Annotated in this window: 26 protein-coding genes; 2 read left to right on the top strand and 24 right to left on the bottom strand. The window is 55.2% G+C overall.

Annotated features, from left to right (window positions below):
* Positions 1 to 18: 18 nt before the first annotated feature.
* Positions 19 to 933 carry an HD-GYP domain-containing protein gene (locus tag MHFGQ_RS00775; RefSeq protein ID WP_106005071.1) on the bottom strand — a complete coding sequence of 305 codons (915 nt, stop codon included), beginning with the start codon at positions 931 to 933 and terminating at the stop codon, positions 19 to 21.
* Positions 934 to 1149: 216 nt separating this feature from the next.
* Here MHFGQ_RS00775 and hcp point away from each other — a divergent pair, with 216 nt between their 5' ends.
* Positions 1150 to 2433 carry a hydroxylamine reductase gene (gene hcp, locus MHFGQ_RS00770; RefSeq protein WP_106005070.1) on the top strand — a complete coding sequence of 428 codons (1284 nt, stop codon included), beginning with the start codon at positions 1150 to 1152 and terminating at the stop codon, positions 2431 to 2433.
* A 34-nt stretch (positions 2434 to 2467) separates the two neighbouring features.
* Here the strand turns inward: hcp and MHFGQ_RS00765 are convergent, their stop codons facing one another.
* The 12 genes from MHFGQ_RS00765 to MHFGQ_RS00710 all read right to left on the bottom strand — a co-directional run bounded on the left by MHFGQ_RS00765 (position 2468) and on the right by MHFGQ_RS00710 (position 11869).
* A complete protein-coding gene (locus tag MHFGQ_RS00765; RefSeq protein WP_106005069.1) occupies positions 2468 to 3559 on the bottom strand; it encodes a DUF763 domain-containing protein in 1092 nt (363 codons plus the stop codon).
* A gap of 19 nt (positions 3560 to 3578) precedes the next feature.
* Positions 3579 to 4136 (bottom strand): O-acetyl-ADP-ribose deacetylase, encoded by a 558-nt coding sequence (locus MHFGQ_RS00760; protein ID WP_106005068.1) that lies wholly within the window; start codon positions 4134 to 4136, stop codon positions 3579 to 3581.
* 336 nt (positions 4137 to 4472) lie between these two features.
* Positions 4473 to 4799: a hypothetical protein gene (locus MHFGQ_RS00755; RefSeq protein WP_106005067.1), complete on the bottom strand. Its 327-nt coding sequence runs from the start codon at positions 4797 to 4799 to the stop codon at positions 4473 to 4475.
* Between the two features lie 74 nt (positions 4800 to 4873).
* Positions 4874 to 6208 (bottom strand): replicative DNA helicase, encoded by a 1335-nt coding sequence (gene dnaB, locus MHFGQ_RS00750; RefSeq protein ID WP_106005099.1) that lies wholly within the window; start codon positions 6206 to 6208, stop codon positions 4874 to 4876.
* Between the two features lie 5 nt (positions 6209 to 6213).
* Positions 6214 to 8145 (bottom strand): Lon family ATP-dependent protease, encoded by a 1932-nt coding sequence (lonC, locus tag MHFGQ_RS00745; RefSeq protein WP_106005066.1) that lies wholly within the window; start codon positions 8143 to 8145, stop codon positions 6214 to 6216.
* Between the two features lie 5 nt (positions 8146 to 8150).
* Positions 8151 to 8603 (bottom strand): 50S ribosomal protein L9, encoded by a 453-nt coding sequence (gene rplI, locus MHFGQ_RS00740; protein WP_106005098.1) that lies wholly within the window; start codon positions 8601 to 8603, stop codon positions 8151 to 8153.
* Positions 8604 to 8609: 6 nt separating this feature from the next.
* Entirely contained in the window at positions 8610 to 9593 is a 984-nt protein-coding gene (locus MHFGQ_RS00735; protein WP_106005065.1) for a YybS family protein, read from the bottom strand.
* An 83-nt stretch (positions 9594 to 9676) separates the two neighbouring features.
* The gene (gene rpsR, locus MHFGQ_RS00730) at positions 9677 to 9904 is read right to left on the bottom strand and encodes a 30S ribosomal protein S18 (RefSeq protein ID WP_106005064.1); all 228 of its coding nucleotides are present in this window, start codon (positions 9902 to 9904) and stop codon (positions 9677 to 9679) included.
* 22 nt (positions 9905 to 9926) lie between these two features.
* Positions 9927 to 10367, bottom strand: coding sequence for a single-stranded DNA-binding protein (locus MHFGQ_RS00725; protein ID WP_106005063.1), 441 nt, complete (start codon positions 10365 to 10367; stop codon positions 9927 to 9929).
* A gap of 12 nt (positions 10368 to 10379) precedes the next feature.
* Positions 10380 to 10676, bottom strand: a complete 297-nt coding sequence (gene rpsF / locus MHFGQ_RS00720) for a 30S ribosomal protein S6 (RefSeq protein ID WP_106005062.1) — start codon at positions 10674 to 10676, stop codon at positions 10380 to 10382.
* Between the two features lie 115 nt (positions 10677 to 10791).
* Positions 10792 to 11052 (bottom strand): DUF5395 family protein, encoded by a 261-nt coding sequence (locus MHFGQ_RS00715; protein WP_106005061.1) that lies wholly within the window; start codon positions 11050 to 11052, stop codon positions 10792 to 10794.
* A gap of 19 nt (positions 11053 to 11071) precedes the next feature.
* On the bottom strand, positions 11072 to 11869 hold the full coding sequence (locus MHFGQ_RS00710; RefSeq protein ID WP_170066213.1) for an acyl-[acyl-carrier-protein] thioesterase: 798 nt from the start codon (positions 11867 to 11869) through the stop codon (positions 11072 to 11074).
* A 182-nt stretch (positions 11870 to 12051) separates the two neighbouring features.
* Between MHFGQ_RS00710 and MHFGQ_RS00705 the strand changes: the two genes are divergently transcribed.
* The gene (locus MHFGQ_RS00705; RefSeq protein ID WP_106005060.1) at positions 12052 to 12561 is read left to right on the top strand and encodes a CGGC domain-containing protein; all 510 of its coding nucleotides are present in this window, start codon (positions 12052 to 12054) and stop codon (positions 12559 to 12561) included.
* Here MHFGQ_RS00705 and MHFGQ_RS00700 read toward each other — a convergent pair.
* From MHFGQ_RS00700 to MHFGQ_RS00650, 11 genes are all read right to left on the bottom strand, one after another.
* Positions 12548 to 12733 (bottom strand): DUF951 domain-containing protein, encoded by a 186-nt coding sequence (locus MHFGQ_RS00700; RefSeq protein ID WP_106005059.1) that lies wholly within the window; start codon positions 12731 to 12733, stop codon positions 12548 to 12550. The genes MHFGQ_RS00705 and MHFGQ_RS00700 overlap by 14 nt on opposite strands.
* Positions 12734 to 12737: 4 nt before the next feature.
* Positions 12738 to 13619, bottom strand: coding sequence for a HEAT repeat domain-containing protein (locus MHFGQ_RS00695; RefSeq protein WP_106005058.1), 882 nt, complete (start codon positions 13617 to 13619; stop codon positions 12738 to 12740).
* Positions 13620 to 13632: 13 nt separating this feature from the next.
* Positions 13633 to 14214 carry a sulfurtransferase-like selenium metabolism protein YedF gene (yedF, locus tag MHFGQ_RS00690; protein WP_106005057.1) on the bottom strand — a complete coding sequence of 194 codons (582 nt, stop codon included), beginning with the start codon at positions 14212 to 14214 and terminating at the stop codon, positions 13633 to 13635.
* Positions 14215 to 14322: 108 nt separating this feature from the next.
* Positions 14323 to 15753, bottom strand: coding sequence for an aminopeptidase (locus tag MHFGQ_RS00685; protein WP_106005056.1), 1431 nt, complete (start codon positions 15751 to 15753; stop codon positions 14323 to 14325).
* 26 nt (positions 15754 to 15779) lie between these two features.
* The gene (locus tag MHFGQ_RS00680; protein ID WP_106005055.1) at positions 15780 to 16490 is read right to left on the bottom strand and encodes a CvpA family protein; all 711 of its coding nucleotides are present in this window, start codon (positions 16488 to 16490) and stop codon (positions 15780 to 15782) included.
* 25 nt (positions 16491 to 16515) lie between these two features.
* Positions 16516 to 17325: a 3-methyl-2-oxobutanoate hydroxymethyltransferase gene (panB, locus tag MHFGQ_RS00675; protein WP_106005054.1), complete on the bottom strand. Its 810-nt coding sequence runs from the start codon at positions 17323 to 17325 to the stop codon at positions 16516 to 16518.
* A 315-nt stretch (positions 17326 to 17640) separates the two neighbouring features.
* Positions 17641 to 18867, bottom strand: coding sequence for an NAD(P)-dependent malic enzyme (locus tag MHFGQ_RS00670; protein ID WP_106005052.1), 1227 nt, complete (start codon positions 18865 to 18867; stop codon positions 17641 to 17643).
* Between the two features lie 89 nt (positions 18868 to 18956).
* Positions 18957 to 19853 (bottom strand): HpcH/HpaI aldolase/citrate lyase family protein, encoded by an 897-nt coding sequence (locus tag MHFGQ_RS00665; protein WP_106005051.1) that lies wholly within the window; start codon positions 19851 to 19853, stop codon positions 18957 to 18959.
* 13 nt (positions 19854 to 19866) lie between these two features.
* Entirely contained in the window at positions 19867 to 20763 is an 897-nt protein-coding gene (locus MHFGQ_RS00660; RefSeq protein ID WP_106005050.1) for a succinate--CoA ligase subunit alpha, read from the bottom strand.
* Positions 20764 to 20783: 20 nt separating this feature from the next.
* A complete protein-coding gene (locus tag MHFGQ_RS00655) occupies positions 20784 to 21092 on the bottom strand; it encodes a hypothetical protein (RefSeq protein ID WP_106005049.1) in 309 nt (102 codons plus the stop codon).
* Positions 21089 to 22357, bottom strand: coding sequence for an ATP-grasp domain-containing protein (locus MHFGQ_RS00650; RefSeq protein WP_106005048.1), 1269 nt, complete (start codon positions 22355 to 22357; stop codon positions 21089 to 21091). The genes MHFGQ_RS00655 and MHFGQ_RS00650 overlap by 4 nt, the downstream gene beginning before the upstream one ends.
* Between the last annotated feature and the right edge of the window lie 148 nt (positions 22358 to 22505).

The raw sequence follows: 22505 nt of genomic DNA, 5'->3' as shown, positions 1-22505 counted from the left end.
TTAAAATTTTAATAAAAGCTAAGCGTCGACCTCGACGATTAAGACTGATGGGTTCGTCAAAAGACGGATGATCTTCCCGGCACTTCGCCGGGGCTTAAGCACCTTGACCACCGGGCGCATGGGCACCTCGGGTTCCTGGGCTATTACCAGGGCCGTCTCTCCCGTCGATAGTTTCACCCTGGTTCCCACCGGATAGCTGGCAATGGCCTGGAGGAAGACACGTACCAAATCAAGATCCAGGTTGCCCAGCGTGCTTTCCATCATTAACAATTCCATTCCTTCATGGGGGAGGTAACGGGGGCGGTAACAGCGATCGGTAGTGACGGCGTCATAAACGTCGGCAATGGCCACACAGCGCGCCGCCAGGCTTATCTCTTCCCGGCGCAGACCCCTGGGGTAGCCGCTACCGTTACAGCGTTCATGGTGATCCCGGGCGACGCGGCGGACTTCTTCCATCACCACGCCGTCCAGCCGCTCGTAACCGGCCTGGGGATGGCGCTTTATCACGGCAAATTCCTCTGCCGTTAGTTTTCCCGGTTTTAATAAGATTTCCGCCGGCACTTCCAATTTACCCACGTCGTGGAGCATGGCCCCTACGCCTAAAAGCTGCAGCTCTTTTCTAGAAAGGCCCAGTTTGGAACCCAACAGGGTGGCCAGGACGGTCACGTTCAGGGAGTGGCGGACGGAATAGGGATCAAGGTCCTTTAACATAACCATCTGCAAAAGCATGTTCTGGTTGTCCTGCATGCGGTTTAAATAGTCGGCCACAATCTCCTGGATGTCTTTGACCTCTAAATGGCTTCCCATACGACAGCGGTGATAGACATCCTTCAAGGCCGCCTGGGCTTCCTGGTATATCTCCCCCACGGGCCCGGCAAATATGGGCGGCATCACCTTTTCGGCTGCCCCCTGCCGGGAAAAACCGTCCGCCATGGTTCTCCCCCGTTTTTCTGTCAACTAATGCCATAGTGTTTTTTCGACGCGTTATGGAAATTTCCTGCAACCTATTACTGTTTGTGATAGCTCGCGACGGCCGGAAAAATTTATTTACTAAAAGTTGCGGAATGTGATTTAAGTCACAGTCCGGCAAGGCCTTTTGCTTTACGATATAGGTGTATTGCAAATCAATTAAAGTAAGGAGGAGAAACCATGTTTTGTTACCAGTGCGAGCAGACCGCCGGCGGCACCGGCTGCACGCGGGTAGGCGTCTGCGGTAAGAACGAAGATATCGCCAGCCTGCAGGATACCATTATCATCGGCTTAAAAGGAATCGCCGCCTATGCCTATCACGCCCGGGAACTCGGCGCCCGGGACGAAGAAGTAGACGCCTTCATGCACGAAGCCCTTTTTACCACCTTGACCAACGTCGACTTTGATCTTAATCGCCATATAGAAACGGCCTTGAAAGTCGGGGCCATGAACCTTAAAGTAATGGAACTGCTGGACAAGGCCCATGTGGAACGCTTCGGCGCCCCGGTCCCGACCAAAGTGTCTACCGGTACCAAAAAGGGACCGGGCATCCTAGTTACCGGTCACGATCTTCTGGATCTCTACGAACTTTTACGGCAGACGGAAGGTACGGGGATTAACGTCTATACCCATGGTGAAATGCTGCCGGCCCACGCCTACCCGGAGCTAAAAAAATTCCCCCACCTGGTAGGCAACTACGGTTCGGCCTGGCAGAATCAGAAAAAGGAATTCGAGGAATTTCCGGGAGCCATCCTGGGAACGACCAACTGCGTCTTGATCCCCAAGGAATCTTACCGGGACCGGATGTTTACCTGCGGTATCGCTGGACTGCCGGGGGTAGTCCACATTAAGGACCGCGACTTCACCCCGGTAATTGAAAAGGCCAAGGCCCTGCCGCCCCTGGAGGAAAAGGCCGGCGGCGAACTGACCACCGGTTTCCACCACGCCGCCGTTTTAAATATCGCCGGCCAGGTGATTGAGGCCGTAAAAGCCGGCAAAATCCGGCACTTCTTCCTGGTCGGCGGCTGCGACGGCGCCAGACCCGGCCGCAACTACTACACGGAGTTTGTGGCCAAGGTGCCCAAGGATTGTGTGGTCCTGACCCTGGGCTGCGGTAAGTATCGTTTCAACCACATGGATTTGGGCGACATCGACGGCATTCCGCGCCTCATAGATATGGGACAGTGCAATAACGCTTATTCCGCCCTCCAGGTGGCCCTGGCCCTGGCCGATGCCTTCAAGTGCAGCGTCAACGAGCTGCCCTTGAGCCTGGTCCTATCCTGGTTTGAGCAGAAAGCGGTGGCCATCCTCCTCACCCTGCTGCACCTGGGAGTGCAGAACATCCGGATCGGTCCCACCTTACCCGCTTTCTTAACACCCAATGTGCTCAAAGTCCTCCAGGAGAACTACAACTTAAAACCCGTAACCACGCCGGAGCAGGACCTGAAAGAAATTCTGGGTTAAGTAAAAAAGGTAAAAGCGCCACGTAGCTCGAGGCCTACGTGGCGTTTTTACTTATGAAAGCCAGCCGTTTCAAGGCCTGAAACTTTTCTGTGCGGCCGATTTTAGCCGCGGCCAGGGCCTGTTCCAGAACAGCTATGGAACGGTCATACACCCTCCGGTCCACAGGATAGGGATGGCCGTCTTTGCCACCGTGGCTGAAGCTGTAACGGACCGGATCCCTGAAGCTGGCCGGCGCACCGTAGGCCACCTCGGCCACCATAGCTAGAGCGCGGATGGTTTTAGGGCCCACCCCCTCGACCCCCAGGAGGTCAGTAAAATCCCGGGGCTGGGCGGCGTAAACTTTAAGCAGGGCTTTATTCAGGTAACTTGCCCGGGGAATATCATGGCGCCAGGGAAGGGGAAGGTTGGGCAGTCCTTTCTCCAGGATTTTGTTGAATTCGGCCATAAACTTATGGGGTCGTTCGCGGGACAGCTCCGTCACCACCCGGCGCGACTCTCCTCCCTCCCCGGCAACCATATTGAGGACTTCTCCCCGGGCGTCGCAGCAGACAGCGGCATGGGGTTCACAGGCAAAGTCTGCTACCCCTTCACCAAGCCAGTGGTAGCGGCGGGCCAGCCGCGTCCTTTCGTTCATACCCTGCTGGACGACGGCCCACTGTCCGTCGAAGGTAAAGATAAAGACGTGGTGGTAGAGTTGGTAGCCGTCCTGGAGGGCGGTGTTGTCGACTTTGGCGGCCATCCTGCTGGCATAGACTAACTCTGCGGGTTTTAAAGCGGTTAAGGCCAGCCTGTCGGCCGCCGCGGTGATTTCCGTCGGCGTCTGCCGGGAAACTCGACCTTTGCCGCCGGCAATGACAAAGCCCAGATCCCTTTCCCGGCCGCGCAGTCCTTCTTTTAGGGCCCCGCAGAGGGTGGTAGTCAGCCCCGACGAATGCCAGTCGAAGCCCAAAACGCAGCCGAAGGCTTGGAACCAGAAGGGGTCGCTCAAGCGCCGCAACACCTCCTGGGGCCCGTATTCGCGGACGACGATTTCCAGAATGGCCGGTCCTAGGCGCCGCATCCGCTCAAAAAGCCACGGCGGGCAATGGCCTCCATGGAGGGGCAGGCTGGCCGTTCCCGTATGCATTAATGTCACCCCCATATACCTATCGGGCGGTAGCCAGGACCTCCATCAAGGCACCTTCATAGGCCTTCAACGCCTCCGGGGAAAAGAGGACAAACCGAACTTCCTCAAAGGCGGCCGGGTTTCGGGTCAAGAAATCCTTTACCGTGGCCATGGCTATTCTGGCCGCCCTTTCTACAGGAAAACCGTAGGCCCCGGTGCTGATGGAGGGAAAAGCCAGGGACTTTATTTCCCGCTCCTTCGCCAGCTTAAGACTGTTATAATAGGCGCTGGCTAAAAGCTCGTCTTCGCCCCCTTGGCCGCCGCGCCAGATCGGTCCGACGGTGTGGATTACATAGCGCGCTTTTAGCTTGCCGCCGGTGGTGATGACCGCTTCCCCGACGGGACATCCACCCCGTTCTTCCCGGATACGGCGGCATTCTTCGGCTATCTTTGTTCCACCGGCGCGATGGATGGCACCATCCACGCCGCCGCCGCCCCATAGGCCGGTGTTGGCGGCGTTGACAACGGCTTCAACCTCCTGTTCTACTATGTCCCCCTGTAATAACTTCAGCAAGGTGCCGGCAAGATGTACTTCCATAAATTTCCCTCCCGTCTCCCCTATTTTTGCGGCACTAACAGAAGAATGGAAATAACGGGCTGGCATTTGTTTGGAGCGAGCGACTTGGCCCAAGCGGTTGAACAGCCTTGGCGAAGCCGAAGAGCGAAGGCGGGGCCGAGGACAGGAGGTCCGAGGCCGGCCTTTGAGGCAAGGATGCCGAATAGGCCGTGAACCCCGTCTTAAGCCTTGGCTGAGCCTCAGGCTGGTCCGCGAGGGCCAGAGAGCGAGCGAAAACAATGCTTATTTCGCCCTTAATGCTGCCTGTTCCTGCCATGATAAAAGAAAAACCGCGGTTACAATTCCGCGGTCGCCCTTTTAATCCTGAATAATCTTGGCCGCTCCGTTTTGTTCCATAATGGTGCGGATGCGGGCCACTTCGTGGCGTGGAGCCTCCACGGCCACCGCCACGCCCTGTCCGGCATACTGGGTTAAAAAATCGGCATAAGCACCGGTGCCTTCCTGCCATAGCTCATCCCGTTCGGTTTTAAGGTAAGCTATCTCCTCCGGCTCCTGCCGGCTGGCGAAAGGTTTGAAGAGGCTGGAAACTATCATGTCCTTGCGGTCGAAACCGGCGTTCCTGAGGCTGTCAATGAGACCCCCTACCTGTTCTTGATTGGGCAAAATGCCGATGACCCTAGCCAAGTTCCTACCCCTTTCCCTAATTTTTCAAGGATATTGTGCCCGGCCCTGAGGAAATGATACCACGTGAAAACTTTTTATGCCGGAGGTTCGGGGGCTAAATCAACAAATTTGGTATATTCTGGCAAAAAGGCCATTTCCACCGTTCCCACTGGGCCATTGCGATGCTTGGCTACGATCACTTCGGCAATTCCCTTTTTATCGGTATCGGGGTCGTAATACTGGGGACGATAAAGAAAGATAATAACGTCAGCGTCGGCCTCAATGGCCCCGCTTTCCAGAAGATCGGCCATTACTGGCCGTTTATCCTGGCGCTGCTCCACCCCGCGGTTCAACTGGGAGAGCACCAGGACAGGGACGTTTAACTCCCGGGCCAGGGCCTTCATAGAACGGGAGATAATGGCTATTTCCTGCTGACGGCTGTCCACACGGCGGTGGGCCTGCATTAACTGCAGGTAGTCGACAACCACCAGACCCAGCCCGTTTTCAGCCTGCAGACGCCTTGCCTTGGCCCGAACTTCCAGGGCCGAAATGGCCGGCGTATCGTCGATAAAGATAGGAGCTTCGCCTAAAATACCGGCGGCATTTACCAGGCGCGCCCAGTCCTCTTCCGTCAGATAGCCCGTCCGCAGGCGGTGCTGTTCTACCATGGCTTCCGCCGCCAGCATGCGCTGCACCACCTGTTCCCGCGACATTTCCAAGCTGAAGATGGCCACCGGGAGCTTTTGCTGTACGGCTACCCGCTGGGCAATATTCAGGCAGAAGGAGGTCTTGCCCATACCCGGACGGGCGGCGCAGATAATTAAATCAGAAGGCTGCAGGCCGGAAAGGAGTTTATCCAGGTCGTGGAAAGTGGGGATGCCCGTGACTTCACCCTTATGGGTACTCAGGCGCTCCAGATGGGCGAAGGTTTCCATCAAAACGTCTTTAACGGAAACAAAACCGCTCCGGCGCCTTCCGCCGGCCACCTCAAATATGAGGCGTTCCGCTTCGTCTAATATTTGATCGATGTCGCCGGCCTGGCTTAAGGCCAGCTCGGAAATCCTGCCGGCCGCCTGGACCAGGGCCCTTAGAGTCGCCTTTTCTGCTACCAGGCGGGCATAGTAAATGGCATTGGCTACGCTGGGCACATCACCTGTCAGGGAGCTCAGGTAAGCGGCTCCGCCCACCACCTCCAGCTGCCCCTGGCGCCGGAGTTCCTCTGTTACTGTTAAAAGATCGACGGCTTCGCCGCGCTCATTGAGGTTCAAGATGGCGCGGTAGATCAGGCGATGGGCTTCCCTGTAAAAGTCTTCGACTTTTAAAATCTCTAAAACTCCGAGGAGGGCCTCCCGATCCAGCATAATGGCCCCCAGCACCGATTGCTCAGCTTCAAGGCTCTGGGGAGGAAGCTTATCCATTTCGTCAGCCATGGTTATCAAGCTCCCGCCTTTGACCTCCGCCGGTTTCCGGCCCTTGTTGCCGGCATCAGGTACTCCAAGGCCTCAGCTACGTTGGCCACGGGACGAACGGTAATCCCCTTAAGGGATTCCGGCACTTCGGCGGCATTTTCGGCCGGAATTAAAACCATCTTCATACCCGCCTGTTTGGCGCCGTAAATTTTCTCTAAAACGCCGCCTACCGGTTTAACTTTCCCCTGGATGGAAATCTCGCCGGTAACGGCAATGTCCTGGCGCAACGGCCGCCCCTGGACGGCGCTGATGATGGCCGCGGTAATGGCCAAACCGGCCGAAGGGCCGTCGATATTGGCCCCGCCCACTATATTGACGTGGACGTCGTAGTTGTATAAATCGTCTCCCGTAAGGAGACGATATACCACGGCGGCATTAAAAACAGAATCCCGCGCCATGCTACCCGCCGTTTCGTTAAAGCGAATGCTCCCCTTGCCGGGTTCCCTGGCCGGAAAGGCAACGGCCTCAATCTCCAGCACCGAGCCTACAAAACCGGCCACGGCCAGGCCCATTACCCGACCTACTTCCATAGTTTCCCTGGCCTTTATTAATGTAAATGGCGTCAGGCGGGCGTTCCTTAAAACCTGGCGCACGTGGCTCGCCGTAATCAGCCGGCGACGGCGCCCCTTTTTCCGCTGCTGCTCATAGAGGCTCAGCCCGTATGCTTCAGCCAGAATGTTAATCGCCTTGCGGCCTTCAATGGTATATTCGGCAATCAACTCCGGTACCGCCGGCTCCAACTTCACCCCCAGCCGACCGGCGGCCTGCTTAACTATTGTCTGGATGTGGGCCGGGGTTAAGGGCTCAAAAAACACTTCGGCACACCGGGAGCGGAGGGCCGGATTGATTTCTTCCGGCTCCCGGGTGGTGGCGCCGATGAGGATAAAATCGGCGGGTGCGCCTTCCTCAAAAAGTTTTTTGATATAACGTGGTATATTCTCATCACCGGGGTCGTAGTAGGAGGAATCGAATTCCACCTTTTTATCTTCCAACACCTTGAGGAGCTTGTTAAGGAGAAGGGGATCCATCTCGCCGATTTCATCGATAAAAAGTATCCCCCCGTGGGCCTCCGTAACCAACCCCAACTTGGGTTCCGGAACGCCGCTTTCCGCCAGATCCCGCCGGGCCCCCTGATATATGGGGTCGTGTACCGAGCCCAGCAGGGGGTTGGTCACTTCCCGGGGATCCCAGCGCAGAGTTGTACCGTCTACTTCGACAAAGGGAGCGCCGGCTTTAAAGGGAGAAGTGCTTATTTTTTTCGCTTCTTCCAGGGCCAGCCTGGCCGCCGTGGTTTTACCCACCCCCGGCGGTCCGTAAATAATCATATGCTGGGGGAAGGGCGAGGCCAGTTTGGCGAGGATGGACTGGACGGCCTCCTCCTGGCCGACGATCTCCTCCAGGCGCTGCGGCCTCAAGGCTTCAAGGGCCGTCCGGGAAAGGGTTACCCGGGACATCTTCTCTAAAACGGCCAGTTTCTTGAGGGTTTGAGCATTCTCCGGGCCGTTGTTTTCCTTGATAATCTGCCGCCGCACTTCCTGGAGGTATTCTTCATGGCGCTCCTGCAGGCGCTCTGCGACGCGCTGCTCCAGCTTTTCCTCCACCGTACGCCGGGCGATGAAGTCGGCTATTTCTTCCTGCAGGGCAGCCAGGATTTGGGGTATTTCCTCCTCTGTGGGCAGGGTGTTGATGGTGGGATCTTCATAAATCAGTTTTTCCAAGGCTAAAACACGGGCAGCCAGGTCTTCCGAACGAATTAAGTCCAGGGCTTCCAGCTTGCTGGCCCTTAAGACAACTTTTTCCGTACCGTAAATTTCACATAAAATACCATATAAAGCGGCTACCTGACGGTCCAGCATCAAGCGGTCGCTGGCCAGAATAGGCAAGACTTCTTGGGTCATTCTGCCTAACTCCCTTCCGCCACCACCTGTACCCGCAGGCGGGCCTGAATTTCGGGATGCAGCTTCAAGATGACTTCATAGCTGCCTAGGGCTTTAATGGGTTCTTTAAGTTCTATTTTACGCCTGTCGACGTCCGCATGGAAAGTGTTTTTAATTGCCTGGGCTATTTCCTTATTGGTAACAGAACCAAAGAGCTTGCCCTTTTCACCGGCCCGGGTGGTGACCTTCACCACGGCCCCGTCTAAAAGCTGGCGCAGGCGCCGCGCCTGTTCCAGTTCCTGGCTCTTTTTGGCTTCCTGGCGTTTCTTTTCCAGATTTAATTCCTTCAGACGGCCGGCGGTAGCTTCCACCGCCAGGCCGCGGGGCAACAAATAATTACGGGCGTAACCCTCGGCAACTTCCACAACCGTTCCTCGATTGCCGAGTTTGGGAACGTCGGCCATTAAAACTACCTTCATCATATCTCACTCTCCTTTGTCTGACGGATTCATACGCCGCCGGTTACTGAAAAAGGGATCGAATAGACCCAATGTCGCCAGGCTGAAAAGGACCACCGGCAGGTTTATCAAGGCGGCAAATAGTATAAGCATTTTGATAAACGGGCCCGGCTTCAACCGGTATAAGAAAAAGCTCAATGCCGCCAGTCCATTTCCTACTAAGAAGGGAAAATATATATAAAGAATATTTAATCCCGTTTTATAGATCAAGGGCAGACCGTAGTAGTCTCCCGCCTGCCACAAGGCCAGACCCGCAATCACTCCCCAAACAGCATACCAAGGCAGCTGCCAGTGACGAAAGGGCGGCGGTCCTTCTTTTACAAGTTCCAGACGGTGCAGGACCCTTGCCGCCACAAGGTAGTTAACAAAGGCCGCCCCCATGGAAGCGGTGACTAAAATTCCTGGCAGCAGCAATTTGAGAAAACCTATCATGCCGGCCAGAGCGGCCTGTAACTCTTCCGGATTCATGCCGGAGCGGGCCATGTGTTCCAACATTCCCATACGGCGGTAAAAATCAAGGGTATGGTCGACGGCGGCCTCAAATTCCTGCAAAATCCCCCCCAGGGGCAGCCCGGTTACTAAAGAAGTCACGAAAAGACTCAAGATCGTGGAAAAAATGGACACCAGTCCCCCGGCAACTAAAGCCCGGCCCGGCCCGGCCCCGGTTTTAAACAGATAACCGTAGACCAGACCCAGCCCGGCGAACTGGATAAATAGCAGGACGGCATTAAGGGGCCCGGTAAAAAAAGCTATGGCCAGGGCGGAAGTCACTGTAGCCATTGCCCCTATACGCATATCACGGCGCACGATGAGGACGACGATTGGGACCGTCCAGATAATATTGGTTATGACCTGTAAAAAAGGTATGAAATAGCCGGCCAGTACCAGTACCACCGTCAAGGCCGCCATCAGGGCCCCTTCGGCCAGGGCCGCCACCCTACTGTCGGCCATACAAAATCCCCCATTTGGCCTTGCTAAAGCAAATATAGAAAAGAGGGAGTTAATTTCCCTCCCTCAACGAAAAACGAGTTTCTTTACTCAACCGTATAGGGCAACAGGGCTAGTATCCGGGCCCTTTTTATAGCCCGTGTTAGCTGGCGCTGATGATGGGCACAATTGCCGGAAATACGGCGGGGTAAAATTTTACCCCTTTCACTGATATAACGCCGGAGGCGGTTTACGTCTTTGTAGTCCACCTGCTCGATTTTGTCGACGCAGAAACTACAAACCCGCTTCCGGGAACGTTTTTTGTCACGTGCCAATTTCAGACCCACTCCTTTTTAGCTAAAAAGGTAAATCGTCCTCGCCTATGTCAATTTCGGTACCCATATCATCGAAATCCGCGCTAAAATCGCCGCCGCCTATTCCCCCGGCAGGGGTGGCGCCTCCGGAAAGCCTGCCATCTTTGGGCCAGTCCAGAAAACGAACGTCATCGGCCACAACATCGGTGGCCTGGCGTTTCTGCCCTTCTGCCGTTTCATAGGTACGGGTCTGCAGACGTCCTTCAATGGCCACCAGGCGGCCTTTATTCAAATGGTTGGCACAGGTTTCCGCCAGCTTTCGCCAGGTGGTGATGCGGATGAAATCCGTACCCCGCTCCCCCTGCTGGTTGACATAATTACGATCTACCGCCAGGGTAAAGGTGGTCACGGCGACGCCGCTGGCAGTATAGCGCAGTTCGGGGTCCCGCGTCAGGCGGCCGATTAAAATTACCCGGTTCAACATTCCTCTCCCACCTTAACTCGCTTTTTCTTCCAGGCGCGTAATCAGGTACCGAATAACTTCGTCTGTAATTTTTAATACGCGTTCCAGTTCCTGGGCAACAGCCGGCATGCCTTTAAATTTCATAAGGACATAATAGCCTTCGCGATACTTACGTACCTCGTAGGCCATGCGCTTTTTGCCCCACTGGTCCACTTCGACCACCTGGCCGCCCTGTTCGGCAATCAGCCGGGTAAATTTATCTATTACCGCAGCAGTGGCTTCGGCCTCCAGGTCGGGCTTGATCACGAACACGACTTCGTAACTACGCATGGAAGCACCTCCTCCCTACGGACTTATGGCCCCACCCTTGGTGGAGCAGGGAAGTTATTCTGGTAGATTATATCATAAAAGATTTTCGGGAAGCAAGATTTATTCGGTTTAAAGTTTACATTTTAATAACGAGCCAGCGGTTGAAATAGGCGGGCATATACTGGCGGACGCGTTGGTAGTCAGGCAGGGTTTCGTGGGCGAACTTCATCAATATCTTTACCTGTGTCCCTTCGCAAAATCCTCCCCTTGACTCCAGCGCCTTTTTTATATTTTGATCCAGCTCCTTTAAGGTGCGCCCGCGCACCTCGAAATCCCCGTCGGCGGCAATCCATTCCCTCCCGTCGTGGGTAAGCTTTACTTCCAAATCGGGTCGCATCCCCTTCCCCCTTTCGCCCTCACGGGTCTTTACGCTTCTGCCAGGAAGTTCTGGCCAGGGTGAGCACCAGCTCCTTCTCGGGGCAGATAAGGCGGTGAAGATAGTGCCGGGCTCCGTCTCCACCCTCTAATTCCCGGCACTGGTTTACGATATGATCGCCGTACCGGGCGTCTTTTTTATAGATAACCTCCAGCTCGTTGGCAAAGGCACAGCGGTGAACTTCCAGGGGAACCCCCTCGAGGAGCCAGTGAATATAGCGTTTGTTGTTGGCATGGCGGTTGATGTCCAGGTCGGCCGCTCCTACGGTAAATTCCCCCACGGTTTCCAGTTCTTCCGGCTCAACAAGATCGCTAAAACCCTCCGGCACGGCCGCCTCCGGATGTATTCCATAAGGTGCCATTATCTCAGGCGGTATCCGTAAGGGCTTTCTCGCGGCGATATCTAAAAAAATCCATACGGAAGCAGCCCGGCCCACCAGGTTGGCGCCGGCATCGTAAATGTAAAAATTACGGTAGGCGAAACATCGCTGGAAACGTTCCACCCACGTCGTTACGGTTATCCTTTCCTGCCAGCAGGGATAACGCTCCATTTGCAAATGATAGCGATAGACGACCCAGCCCCGCCCGAGATCTTGAAGCCTTTTAATGGTATTGCCGACAGTTTGGGAATGATAGGTCGCCGTTTCTTCCAGGTAACCCAGTATGGTAACCGGCGTGGCTTCCAGCATAAAATTTGTTTCATAATAGCGGACTTCATAGGACCTCTGGTATGTAGCGGGAAACATGTAGATCACCAGCGTGCAGTATAAAGTTACCATTTTATTCTACCATACTTAAGAAGAAATATAAACCATACGATAGTCTTCTCAAGAGCAATTTAATTTTTTTTAAAATTATTAAGTTGTCCTGCCTGCCACCTTCCGACATTTTTTTCTAGAAAAATATGTTAAACTGCTATCGTTTGATGTTAATGGAGAAACGTTAAAAGGAGTTTTACGTCATGCTGCGTGTCGGTATTATTACCTGCGGCGATTATTGGAAAAAGGGCTGCCCCGGCCATCAAGCCCACGTCCTCTGCTTTCTGGCCGTAGAAAAAAAAGAAGGGCCTTTAGGCGGCCTCCCGGGCGCTAAAATAGTGTCTTTTGAACCCTGCCCCGGATGTCCCGGGGATGCCCGGCTGGAGATAGCCCGGCGCATGATTCGCCGGGATAAAGTAGATTGTTTCGTCTTCCCTACATGTATGTTTTTAGCCAACCACTGTCCCACGGCTAAGGCGGCGGCAAAAACAATCGAAAAAGAACTGGGACGACCGGTGCTCCTGGGAAGCTACCTGGAGGCAGAGGAAGCCCGCCGGTATTCCACCGTGATCCTAAAGCCGGACCATGTGCCCAGTCTCAACGAATGTCGCCGGCTTCTCCTCAATCTTAATTACCTGCGCCTTTTATGTGAGAGAAAGACCGCCCCGGCCTCGGATAAGATGTCCCTGACATCTTTCCTTAAGGCGATTTAACCTCCACCTTTTTAATGCTTTTTTCCGCCTTAAGACGGGGTATGAGGATGAGGCGACCGCACCCCAGGCACCGCAGGCGGAAATCCATTCCCACCCGCAAAATCTCCCAACGATCGCTGCCGCAGGGGTGCTTTTTTCTAGTCTGGACAATATCGCCGACGCGCAAGTCCACCCTCTCATTCCCCCTTCGTCGGATGGGCTTCTCCTGCCGTTCCTATCTCCCCAAGGGCAGCGGCGGCGGCAGTCCGGACCTCCCAGGATTTATCGGCCAGACATTCCTTTAAAGAGCTTAAGGCTTCCCTGGATTTTAACTTCCCCAGGGCAAGGGCGGCCGCCGCCCTCACCCCGGCGGAAGGATCCTTCAAGGCCTTTACCAACGCCCGGGCGCCAGTAAAACAGCCTATTTCACCCAGGGCTGAAGCCGCCGCCCGGCGCACATCTTCCCGTTCGTCGTCAAGGAAACGTGTCAAAGCGGTCAACGACTGCCCTTCCTTAAAGGTGGCGAGGATATTTATTAACCGCACAGTCATTTCTTCGTCGGTTTCCCGCTCCAGGAGTTCCAGGAGAAGGGGCAGGCTTTCCTGTTTAAAGGCCAGGAGTATCTCAGCCACCCGAGCCGGCGGCCAGCGCCGGGGTTCCTTCAGGGCCACCAGCAGGGGGCCGAGGCAGCGCGCATCACCCAGGCGAATGAGGGCGGCGGTAACGGCCATCTGTACGCCTCCATCTCCATCCCCCAGGGCCGCCAGCAAAGGGCCGAGGGCGGCCTTGACTTCCATTTCCCCGAGGACGGCGGCCGCCGCCGTTTTCTCGAAGGGTTTCCCCTCCTCCAGCACTTCCAGCCAGGCGCCGATTATACCTTCTTCTTCTGCCAGGGCGGTCAATTGTTGCCTGGTGGCCCGTTCCAGCTGCGGCCACAGATCTGCCAGAAAACGGGCCAATTCCACGGCCCCCAGCCGCAGCAATTCCCGGCGCAGGGCCCCGGGGATTTTGCCCCGGCTTTCCGCCAGGGCCTGGGCCAGTCGCCCCTTGTCCCGGTAGCGCCCGAGCCTCCACAGCATGAGGCATCACTTCCTAGAGGGTAATGACCTTTTCAGCAGCCGTCAGGTGCTCAATAATGGTGTACATATTAGTAACACTACCGATGCACAATTTTTCTTTCAGATGGTAATAGTCGAGGCAGGTCCCGCAGGCCAGAACTTCAACTCCCTTTTGTTCTAAAGCCAACAGGCTGTCCAGCACCGGTGAGCCCTGGCAGCAAAGATGAACGCCGCTGTTAATAAAAATTATTCGCCGGGGCAATACCTCCGTTTCACTCAGGCTGTAGAAAAAACTGCGCATGAGGACGCCGCCCAGTTCTTCCGAACCACGGCCCAAGGTCGCCGAGGTCACCAGAAGCACCTGGCCGGGATGGACGCTTAATTGGGTGGACGGTAGGGATTCCTTGCGGATGTGGATATAGTATTCATTTCCCTGCTCCCTCACGCTGGCAACGCATTCCATGCTGCGTACCAGTTTTAAAACGTTATCCCGGGCCACTTCATTGTCGACGATGGTTACCAGCTCGCCGTCCGGTGACAGGGTTTCCAGGGCTTTCTTCGTCTGGATAACCGGCTGGGGGCAGGCCAGCCCGCGGGCGTCTACTACCTTTTCCAAGCCTTTCAATCCTCCTTTTAAAAGAAAAGCCCCGGCGCCCGCTCTTTAAAAGGTACCAGGGCTATAGTTTTATATTTTCTCCATGTTATTTACTTTTCCTGCTTAAATCTATCCGGCAAGGAAGGCCCTGTATGCCCGGTAGGCCATATAAATATCCACCTTGCTGGCTATCTCCAAAGGGGCATGCATGGATAAGAGGGCCGGACCGCAGTCGGCCACGTCCAGGCCGAAATAGGCCAGAAACTTGGCTATCGTTCCGCCGCCGCCGGCGTCCACCTTGCCCAGTTCGCCGCTCTGCCAGATCACACGGTTCTGGTTGAAGATATCGCGCAGCCGGCCCATGAATTCGGCACTGGCGTCGTTGGCATCATATTTACCCCTTGAGCCGGAATACTTGTTTAAAACCACGCCGTATCCCAGACGGGATGCATTATACAGATCGAAGACGTTTTCGTAGGTAGGATCGACGCCGGCGGTCACGTCGGCGGAGAGGGCCTGGGAATTGGCCATAATCCTTCCCACCTGGATTATATCGGTACCGCCCGTCCGCGCCGCCAGCTCCGTCAGGGCATATTCTAAAAACCGGGAATGGGCACCGGTGTTCCCGGTGCTCCCGATTTCCTCTTTATCGACCAGGAGTACCAGGGCCGTGTTATGGGGAACGTCCGTATCAAGAAGGGCTTGGAGGGCGGTATAGGCGCATACGCGGTCGTCCTGACCGTACCCCCCCACCAGGGAACGGTCAAAGCCCAAATCCCGGGCCGGACCGGCCGGCACCAACTCGAGTTCGGCTGTTATCAAGTCCTCTTCCACAACGCCGTAGCGCTCATTTAACAAATTGAGGACAGCCAGGCGGACCTTATCTTTGACATCGTCACCGGCAGGATAAGGCATACTGCCTACCACCAGGTTTAAATCGTCTCCGCTTAAAGCCTCTTCCATATTTTTCTTCATTTGTTCCTTGGCCAGATGGGGTAGCAAGTCGCTGATGGTAAAAATAGGTTCGTCCTCACCCTCGCCGATTACCACCTCCACCCGTCTGCCGTTTCTTAACATAATAACACCATGCAGGGCCAGGGGCAGAGCCGTCCACTGGTATTTTTTGATGCCGCCATAATAATGGGTTTTAAACAGGGCCAGTCCCGCTTTTTCATAGAGGGGCATGGGTTTTAAGTCCAGCCGGGGCGCATCAACATGGGCTCCTATTAGCCTTACCCCTTCATCAAGGCCGGTCCTCCCTACTATCCCTAAAAGCAATACTTTCCCCCGCCATTCTAAATAAAAACGGCTGCCGGCACTTAATACCCGGCCTGAAGGGCAGTCCAGAAGGGAAGTAAACCCTCTTCTCACGGCAGCATCCAGGGCAAGGCGCACGGCCTCACGTTCCGTCTTAGCACGGCTTAAGAAAGCCTTATATCCTTCAGCAAAGGAAAAAACCTTTTCTTTTGTTTCACTGTCTATACGCTCCCAGGCACTCTTTTGCGGCAGGGACAACTCTTCCAATAATTTTTTAGCCCTATTCTCTTCCCTATCTGTCATGGAATAATCCTCCTTCGATCGCTCTTCTAAATTAGGGTATACCACAAGACAAGCAGCCAGTCATAAAATTGGTTAAGGTGACGGGCTACCTCCGAGTTGTAAAATTGCCTGGCCACGGGCACAAGGGCCGGGACTGCAGTCGCAAAGGGTAAAGAAAAGATGGAGCGCGCCGCTCCTACCGCCACGGCCAGCCAAAATGCCCTGCCTAGAAGGCCCATAAATAGACCCAGACCGCGGTTGAAAAAGCCCCCGGGTACTATACCGCCCTTCATACCCCACCGTGCCAGCCGGCGTAAGAAAAATAATGTTCCTCCGAAGATGCCGGCAAGGGTCAACAACTCGAGGCCTAAAAAAGCAATCCTTGCTGCCAGGACCTGTCCCAGGATGTTGCCGGAAGCCCCCGCGGCCCCCTCCAGGATGCTTTGTTTAACCGTTTCAGGTAGTGGCAGGCTATTTAAGAGGATTCCCAGCTGGTTTAAGGCCTCTTTTCCCCAGGGCTGGCCTAAAACCGGACGCGGCAGGGGTAAAAGGGGTGCAATGTTTTGGCCCCACCGATCGGTTAAGTTCCAGGCCCGGTCCAGGACTTCCGCCAGGGGCCGGGCGTAAAGGACGCCCGCCAACGCCGCCACCAGGTAACTAATCCAGCCGGCGATCAGGTTCACGAACCCGTAGCGGTACCCCTGCCAGGCTCCCGCCGCCAGTAACAAAAGCAAAAGCAGGTCCACATAATTGAGCAAGAGGTTGTGCCCTCCATGGACGCTTTTATTGAAAACTATGCCCTTCGTCGGGGAATCTGCCCTGGCGCACTTCTTCCCGGTAGGAAGCGAGGGCATTCACTATAATCTCACTAAGATTAACATAACACTTGACAAACTTGGGTCGGAAACGATCGAAAAGGCCCAGGAGGTCGTGGAAGACCAGGACCTGCCCGTCACAATGGGGCCCGGCGCCGATGCCGATGGTGGGAACCTTCAAGGCTGCCGTTATCCGCCGCGCCAGCTCTACAGGTACGCATTCCAGCACCAGGGAGAAAACGCCGGCTTCCGCCAGGGCTTCGGCATCGGCGGCAATCCTGTCGGCGGCTTCTTGCTCGCGTCCCTGGACCCGGTAGCCGCCGAGCTGGACGGCCGACTGGGGGGTCAGCCCTAAATGGCCCATTACTGGAATGCCGGCATCTACTATGGCCCGTACCACAGGCGCCATAGCCCGACCTCCCTCGAGCTTGACGGCGTCAGCACCGCCCTCCTTTACCAGACGCCCGGCGTTGTAAACGGCATCCTTTATACCGGTCTGGTAAGACAGGAAGGGCAGGTCGGCCACCACCAGGGCCGCCGGATTGGCCCGCATAACGGCCTTCGTATGATGGATCATCTCTTCCATTGTTACGGGTACGGTACTTGAATAGCCCAGGACAACCATACCCAAAGAATCGCCTACCAGGATCATATCCATACCGGCCCTATCCGCCAGCAGCGCGGCGGAATAATCATAAGCGGTGACCATGGCAATCTTATCTCCCCTCTCCTTCATGGCCTGGAGCTGGGGCAGGGTGACTTTAGCGCGTCCGGCCATTATTATCTCCCTCCTATTCCCTGGCATGCGCCAGCTTGGAAATCATGCCCATCTATATGTATTATAACAGAAAATCCCCCGCGGGGGGATCAAGTATAGGTCTTTCCTGGGGAAACTCCGGCGGAGAGGTTTCGGGATGGGGTACGCTGTCGGGCTTTGGCGCCTCCAGGGGATAATTGGGGTTTTCTATACGGTTTTGCAAGATTAACACCGCCTTTTTTTCCTTTATTCTTTCCGCCATCTACGGCCGCAATGCATCAAAAAAGCCGTCCAATTGCTGGACGGCATTATCTGGGTAAGGTGTTGTAACCTTAATCAGCGATTCAGGCCGATTAATTCTTCTGTATGTTTCTTTACCCATTCGGGGTCCTTGGGCTCGCGGGCTACGCCGCTCTCCATGGCGGCCTTGGCGACGGCGGCGGCCACTGCCGGAGCCACCCGCATGTCGAAGGCTTCAGGCAGGACAAACTCCGCCGACAGGCGTTCGCCCACCAGATCAGCCAGGGCGTGGGCGGCGGCAATCTTCATAGCGTCGTTGATATCGCTGGCTTTTACATCAAGGGCGCCGCGGAAGATGCCGGGGAAGCCCAAAACGTTGTTGACCTGGTTGGGGAAGTCGCTGCGACCGGTACCAACGACGGCGGCACCTGCTTCCTTGGCTTTGTCGGGATAGATCTCGGGAATGGGATTGGCCATGGCAAAGAGGATGGCATCCTTACCCATGGAGCGCACCATATCCTGGGTAACGGCGTCCTTCACCGAAAGCCCGATGAAGCAGTTGGCGCCCACCATGGCGTCGGCCAGGGTGCCGCTGCGGTCTTCTTTATTGGTGATTTTGAGCATTTCTTGCTTTTCGGTATTGAGATCCTGGCGTTTCGAAGAAATGATACCCTTGGAATCGCACAGGATAACGTCCTTTACTCCGACACTCAAGAGGAGCTTGGCCGAGGCGATGCCGGCGGCACCGGCGCCGTTAATTACCACCTTCAAATCGCCCAGTTCCCGCTTGGTAACTTTACAGGCATTGATAATGCCTGCCAATACGACTACTGCGGTACCGTGCTGATCGTCATGGAAGATAGGGATGTCAGTCGTCTCTTTAAGGCGCCGCTCAATTTCAAAGCAGCGGGGTGCGGCAATGTCTTCCAGGTTGACACCGCCAAAGGTCGGCGTTAACAATTGGACAGTCCTGACGATTTCATCTACATCCTGGGAATCGATGCAGATGGGGAAGGCGTCTACGCCGGCAAAGGTTTTAAAGAGAAGGCTTTTGCCTTCCATGACCGGCATGGCCGCCCGGGCGCCGATGTTGCCGAGACCCAAGACCGCCGACCCGTCGGATACGACGGCCACCAGGTTCCAGCGACGGGTATAGACGTCCACCAGTTTGGGATCTTTATGGATTTCCTTGCAGGGCTCGGCGACACCGGGAGTATAAGCTAGAGAAAGATCTACCGCGTCCCGCGCCGGCGCACGACCCTTAATTTCAATTTTACCCTGCCACTCTTTATGTAGCTGCAGGGCCCTTTCTTGGGTATTCACAGCCCTTCGTCCCCCTTCATTTCAGACTATCTAAAGTTGGGTAGCGGGGCGGCTTTTTAAAATACCGCCCCGGCTTTAACTGTAAAACTTTAGGCCTTCTTTCTAGCCGCTTCTTTGGCCTGAATTTCTTCGTAGGCATTCAGGATGTCTTTGGCGTTGAGGTAGACGGGCGTATCGACCATCTTACCCTGGTAGGAAATAGCAGCCCGACCCTTGGCGATGCCTTCCTCTTCAAAGGCCTTGACCACGCCGCGGGCCCACTCTACATCTGCCGGATCGGGAGCGTAGAGCCGGTTGGCGGGTTCCACCTGGCTGGGATGGATGAGCATACGGCCTTCATAACCCATCTGGCGGCCCTGCAGAACGCTCTTTTCAAACGCTTCCATATCCTGGTAGTTTACAAAGGGGCAATCGATGGCTACAATTCCAGCCGCCCTGGCGGCTACGGCGATGTGGGCGCGGGCGTATTCCTGTTCTTTGCCCTCGGGGGTCAGTTTTACCCGCATATCCTTGCAGTAATCGACGGCGCCGAAGATGGCACTTACCACCCGCGGGCTGGCGATACAAGATTCGTAGGCGTTAATTACACCCTTAGCCGTTTCGAGAAGGAGACTAACCTTAATGCTGCCGATGGGGAGACCCCTGCGGCGCTCCAGCTCTTCCAGTTTCCAATCCAGGCGCTTTACATGATCGGGATGGCCGCACTTGGCCAAGGTCACACCATGTAGCCCTTCATAAACGACGGCTTCTAAATCGTCGTTGGTCATCTCGGTTTCCCAGTTATTGATGCGCACATATACTTCTGAACCGTTGGCACCAACGGCCTTCAGGTTTTCACGGATAAGCTGACGCGCGGTTTCCTTTTCCGCCGGCGGCACAGAATCCTCCAGGTCGAGGGTAATGATATCGGCAGGGAAAGAAGGGGCCTTGGCAATCATCTTGGGATTGTTGCCGGGAACGTATAGAACGGAACGCATTACAGCCATGGTGATTACCTCCTTAATGTTTTAATACACTCTTCAGGATACGCGGTATATCATTGGGGCTCATGGCCACATAGCCGCCAGCCTTTTGAATGGCTTCCATCTTGCTCTTGGCCGAACCGCGTCCCCGTTCCACAATGCTGGAGGCATGGGAGAAACGCTGGCCTTCCGGCGCCCAGGCGCCTGCCACGTAAATAACGAAGGGCTTGGTGAATTTGCCGGAGGCAATTACTTCCGCGCATTCTTCTTCCTGGGTACCGCCGATTTCGGAGAAGACAGCTACGGCCTCTGTTTGCGGATCTTCTTCAAACAACGGTAGCAAATCGGCAAAGGAAGTTCCCAGGACCGGTTCCGTACCCGTGTGCACGACGGTGCTGACACCATAGCCGTTTTCCTTGAGGATCCAGGGAATGGTTCCCGACTGACCGCCGCTGCGGGAGAAAACGCCAATGGGACCGGGCCGGAAGAAGGAGTTGGCCCATTCCACATTGCCGCCCAGCCAGCCGACGACCGCCTCGCCGGGAGTGATGATGCCGATGGATCCCGGGCCGATCAACCGGACACCTTTAAGCTTGCAATACTCGACCATTTCCATGATGTCGTGAATGGGTACCGACTCTACGCAGGGGACGATGTTTTTTACACCGGCGTCGGCGGCTTCTTTAACCGCCGCTTTCAAGGCCCGGCCGGGAACGAATATAACGCTGAAGTCGATTTCCCCGTGTTCGGCGACGGCCTGTTTGACGGTATGGTAGACGGGAATACCCGCCACCTCTTCTCCGCCTTTTCCGGGGCTCGTCCCTGCCACCACCTTGGTACCATAATCTTTCATATACTTGGCCCGGAGGGAACCCTCCCTACCGGTAATGCCCTGGACGATGACTTTGGTGTTTCTATCAATTAAAATCCCCATGCTAATCCCTCTTTATCCTTTTACTGGTTGGCGTTTTCTTCCAGCAAACCCCGCTTGCGCAGGTACTCGTCCAATCCCTCGATGGGGACGTCAATTTTGATGGCGCTCTTGCCGCGGAACCAGCATTCATACTCGCAGGCAAGGCATTCCGTGCCCAGACGCTTAATGCCGTCTTCCGTCAAATGTTCCACCGAAGGCCTGCCGTCTTTAAGCTGCAGGAGCCCCCGGGCGAACTTTTTACAAGCGTCGATGCAGGCCTTCGTCTCGCATGCATCGCATTTATCAGTATCGATGGTAACCTTAATTGTCCTTTCCCAGAATTCAATCACTGGTCTCCACCCTGCTTTCGCTTCTCGGCTTGATATTCTTTAACAAGGGCCAACAGGCGTTGACCGATAAAATCGGTGTCGGTTACATGTTCCCGGCCGTAAATTTCCACCCTGGTGGCGCCTTCTACGTTGCTCAGGCCTTCCCGTAAGATGGCCAGGGATTCCTCTTCTTTATTGCCGCAGAGAAGCAGCACGCACGGGAGGCCGGGTTTTTTGGGTAGAATCTCACGTAAGGCTTTGACCACGGCATGGGCGTGATGCCACTGTTCCTGATTGGCCATCATAAAGCCGCCCAGCAGGTAACCGTCGATGTTGGGCTGGGACAATACCACCTTGGCCACCCGGTAAACCTTGGAGGCCACGGGATTGCCGCTGGTATCGGCATAGTTGGCGGGCTTCAAACCGACCTTGTTCAGGGCATCCATGCCCATCATGGCCGAACCGCCACCGATGGGATGGTAGCCGATATAACCCGGGCTCTTTTCATCAAAGCCCATGCTCATGACGAAGCCGGAACCGCGGGTATCGGCCTTCTCAATCCCCCAACCGATGCGGTCGAGCTCGGTTGGCTCATGGGGGAAGTCCCTGGCGATTTCAATACCCATTTCCGGATGGCGGTAGACGCTGCTGTTGTCGACCTCCATCTTGCAGTCGGCCGCTACCAGTTGCCCGTCCGCCGTCATTACCAGGGGATTGATTTCCAGGGTAAAGCAATCATACTTTTTGTAAGCATTCCACAGCTTGACCAACAAATTGGCAAAGGTCGTTACCTGATCATTGGGGATGCCGGCTTTCACCAGCATATCTACGGCGTCGTATACCTCGAGGCCGAACAGGGGCGAAATTAAAAGCCTGAAAATCTTGTCCTCGGGAACACTTTCAATATCCATACCGCCTTCGGTGCTAAACATCATCATAGGGCACCGGGCGTTACGTGCGGAATTTACAATAATGGTTACGTAATATTCACGGGCAATATCCAGTTTTTCTTCCACGAGGACTTTGCGTACGGGATAACCCTTTATAACCGTACCCAGGATGGAAGTCGCGGCTTCCCGGGCTTCCGCCGGGGTGTTGACGAGTTTAACCGCCCCAGATTTGCCTCTGCCGCCGGCCTGCACCTGGGCCTTTACGGCGACGGGCTTGCCCAACTCCGCCGCGATCTGTTCCGCTTCCTCAGGCGAAGATGCCGCCCGGCCGACCGGAACCGGGATCCCTGCTTTGCGTAACCATTCTTTACCTTGATACTCTAAAAGCTTAGCCATACTTTCGTCCCTTCCACAAAAATTTGTTGGAATTGGAAAGACGACAGGTGTATCGAGTTCCCTCCTCCTGCAATCCCCCCTTAAAAATTATTTTGACTTTGAATATCATTTTTCTCTCTACCCTATAGGGGTATAATTTCTTTATTAT

It is taken from the genome of Moorella humiferrea (assembly GCF_039233145.1).
Taxonomy (GTDB): Bacteria; Bacillota; DSM-521; order Neomoorellales; family Neomoorellaceae; genus Neomoorella; species Neomoorella humiferrea.
Note: the sequence above shows the minus strand (reverse complement) of the source record. Positions and strands in the feature narration are given on the sequence as shown.

Excerpts from the sequence above, each read along its gene's own strand:
- MHFGQ_RS00775 (WP_106005071.1), bottom strand. The coding sequence starts at position 933 with ATGGCGGACGGTTTTTCCCGGCAGGGGGCAGCCGAAAAGGTGATGCCG.
- hcp (WP_106005070.1), top strand. The coding sequence starts at position 1,150 with ATGTTTTGTTACCAGTGCGAGCAGACCGCCGGCGGCACCGGCTGCACG.
- MHFGQ_RS00765 (WP_106005069.1), bottom strand. The coding sequence starts at position 3,559 with ATGCATACGGGAACGGCCAGCCTGCCCCTCCATGGAGGCCATTGCCCG.
- MHFGQ_RS00760 (WP_106005068.1), bottom strand. The coding sequence starts at position 4,136 with ATGGAAGTACATCTTGCCGGCACCTTGCTGAAGTTATTACAGGGGGAC.
- dnaB (WP_106005099.1), bottom strand. The coding sequence starts at position 6,208 with ATGGCTGACGAAATGGATAAGCTTCCTCCCCAGAGCCTTGAAGCTGAG.
- lonC (WP_106005066.1), bottom strand. The coding sequence starts at position 8,145 with ATGACCCAAGAAGTCTTGCCTATTCTGGCCAGCGACCGCTTGATGCTG.
- rplI (WP_106005098.1), bottom strand. The coding sequence starts at position 8,603 with ATGAAGGTAGTTTTAATGGCCGACGTTCCCAAACTCGGCAATCGAGGA.
- MHFGQ_RS00735 (WP_106005065.1), bottom strand. The coding sequence starts at position 9,593 with ATGGCCGACAGTAGGGTGGCGGCCCTGGCCGAAGGGGCCCTGATGGCG.
- MHFGQ_RS00725 (WP_106005063.1), bottom strand. The coding sequence starts at position 10,367 with ATGTTGAACCGGGTAATTTTAATCGGCCGCCTGACGCGGGACCCCGAA.
- rpsF (WP_106005062.1), bottom strand. The coding sequence starts at position 10,676 with ATGCGTAGTTACGAAGTCGTGTTCGTGATCAAGCCCGACCTGGAGGCC.
- MHFGQ_RS00715 (WP_106005061.1), bottom strand. The coding sequence starts at position 11,052 with ATGCGACCCGATTTGGAAGTAAAGCTTACCCACGACGGGAGGGAATGG.
- MHFGQ_RS00710 (WP_170066213.1), bottom strand. The coding sequence starts at position 11,869 with ATGGTAACTTTATACTGCACGCTGGTGATCTACATGTTTCCCGCTACA.
- MHFGQ_RS00705 (WP_106005060.1), top strand. The coding sequence starts at position 12,052 with ATGCTGCGTGTCGGTATTATTACCTGCGGCGATTATTGGAAAAAGGGC.
- MHFGQ_RS00695 (WP_106005058.1), bottom strand. The coding sequence starts at position 13,619 with ATGCTGTGGAGGCTCGGGCGCTACCGGGACAAGGGGCGACTGGCCCAG.
- MHFGQ_RS00685 (WP_106005056.1), bottom strand. The coding sequence starts at position 15,753 with ATGACAGATAGGGAAGAGAATAGGGCTAAAAAATTATTGGAAGAGTTG.
- panB (WP_106005054.1), bottom strand. The coding sequence starts at position 17,325 with ATGGCCGGACGCGCTAAAGTCACCCTGCCCCAGCTCCAGGCCATGAAG.
- MHFGQ_RS00665 (WP_106005051.1), bottom strand. The coding sequence starts at position 19,853 with ATGGCTGTAATGCGTTCCGTTCTATACGTTCCCGGCAACAATCCCAAG.
- MHFGQ_RS00660 (WP_106005050.1), bottom strand. The coding sequence starts at position 20,763 with ATGGGGATTTTAATTGATAGAAACACCAAAGTCATCGTCCAGGGCATT.
- MHFGQ_RS00650 (WP_106005048.1), bottom strand. The coding sequence starts at position 22,357 with ATGGCTAAGCTTTTAGAGTATCAAGGTAAAGAATGGTTACGCAAAGCA.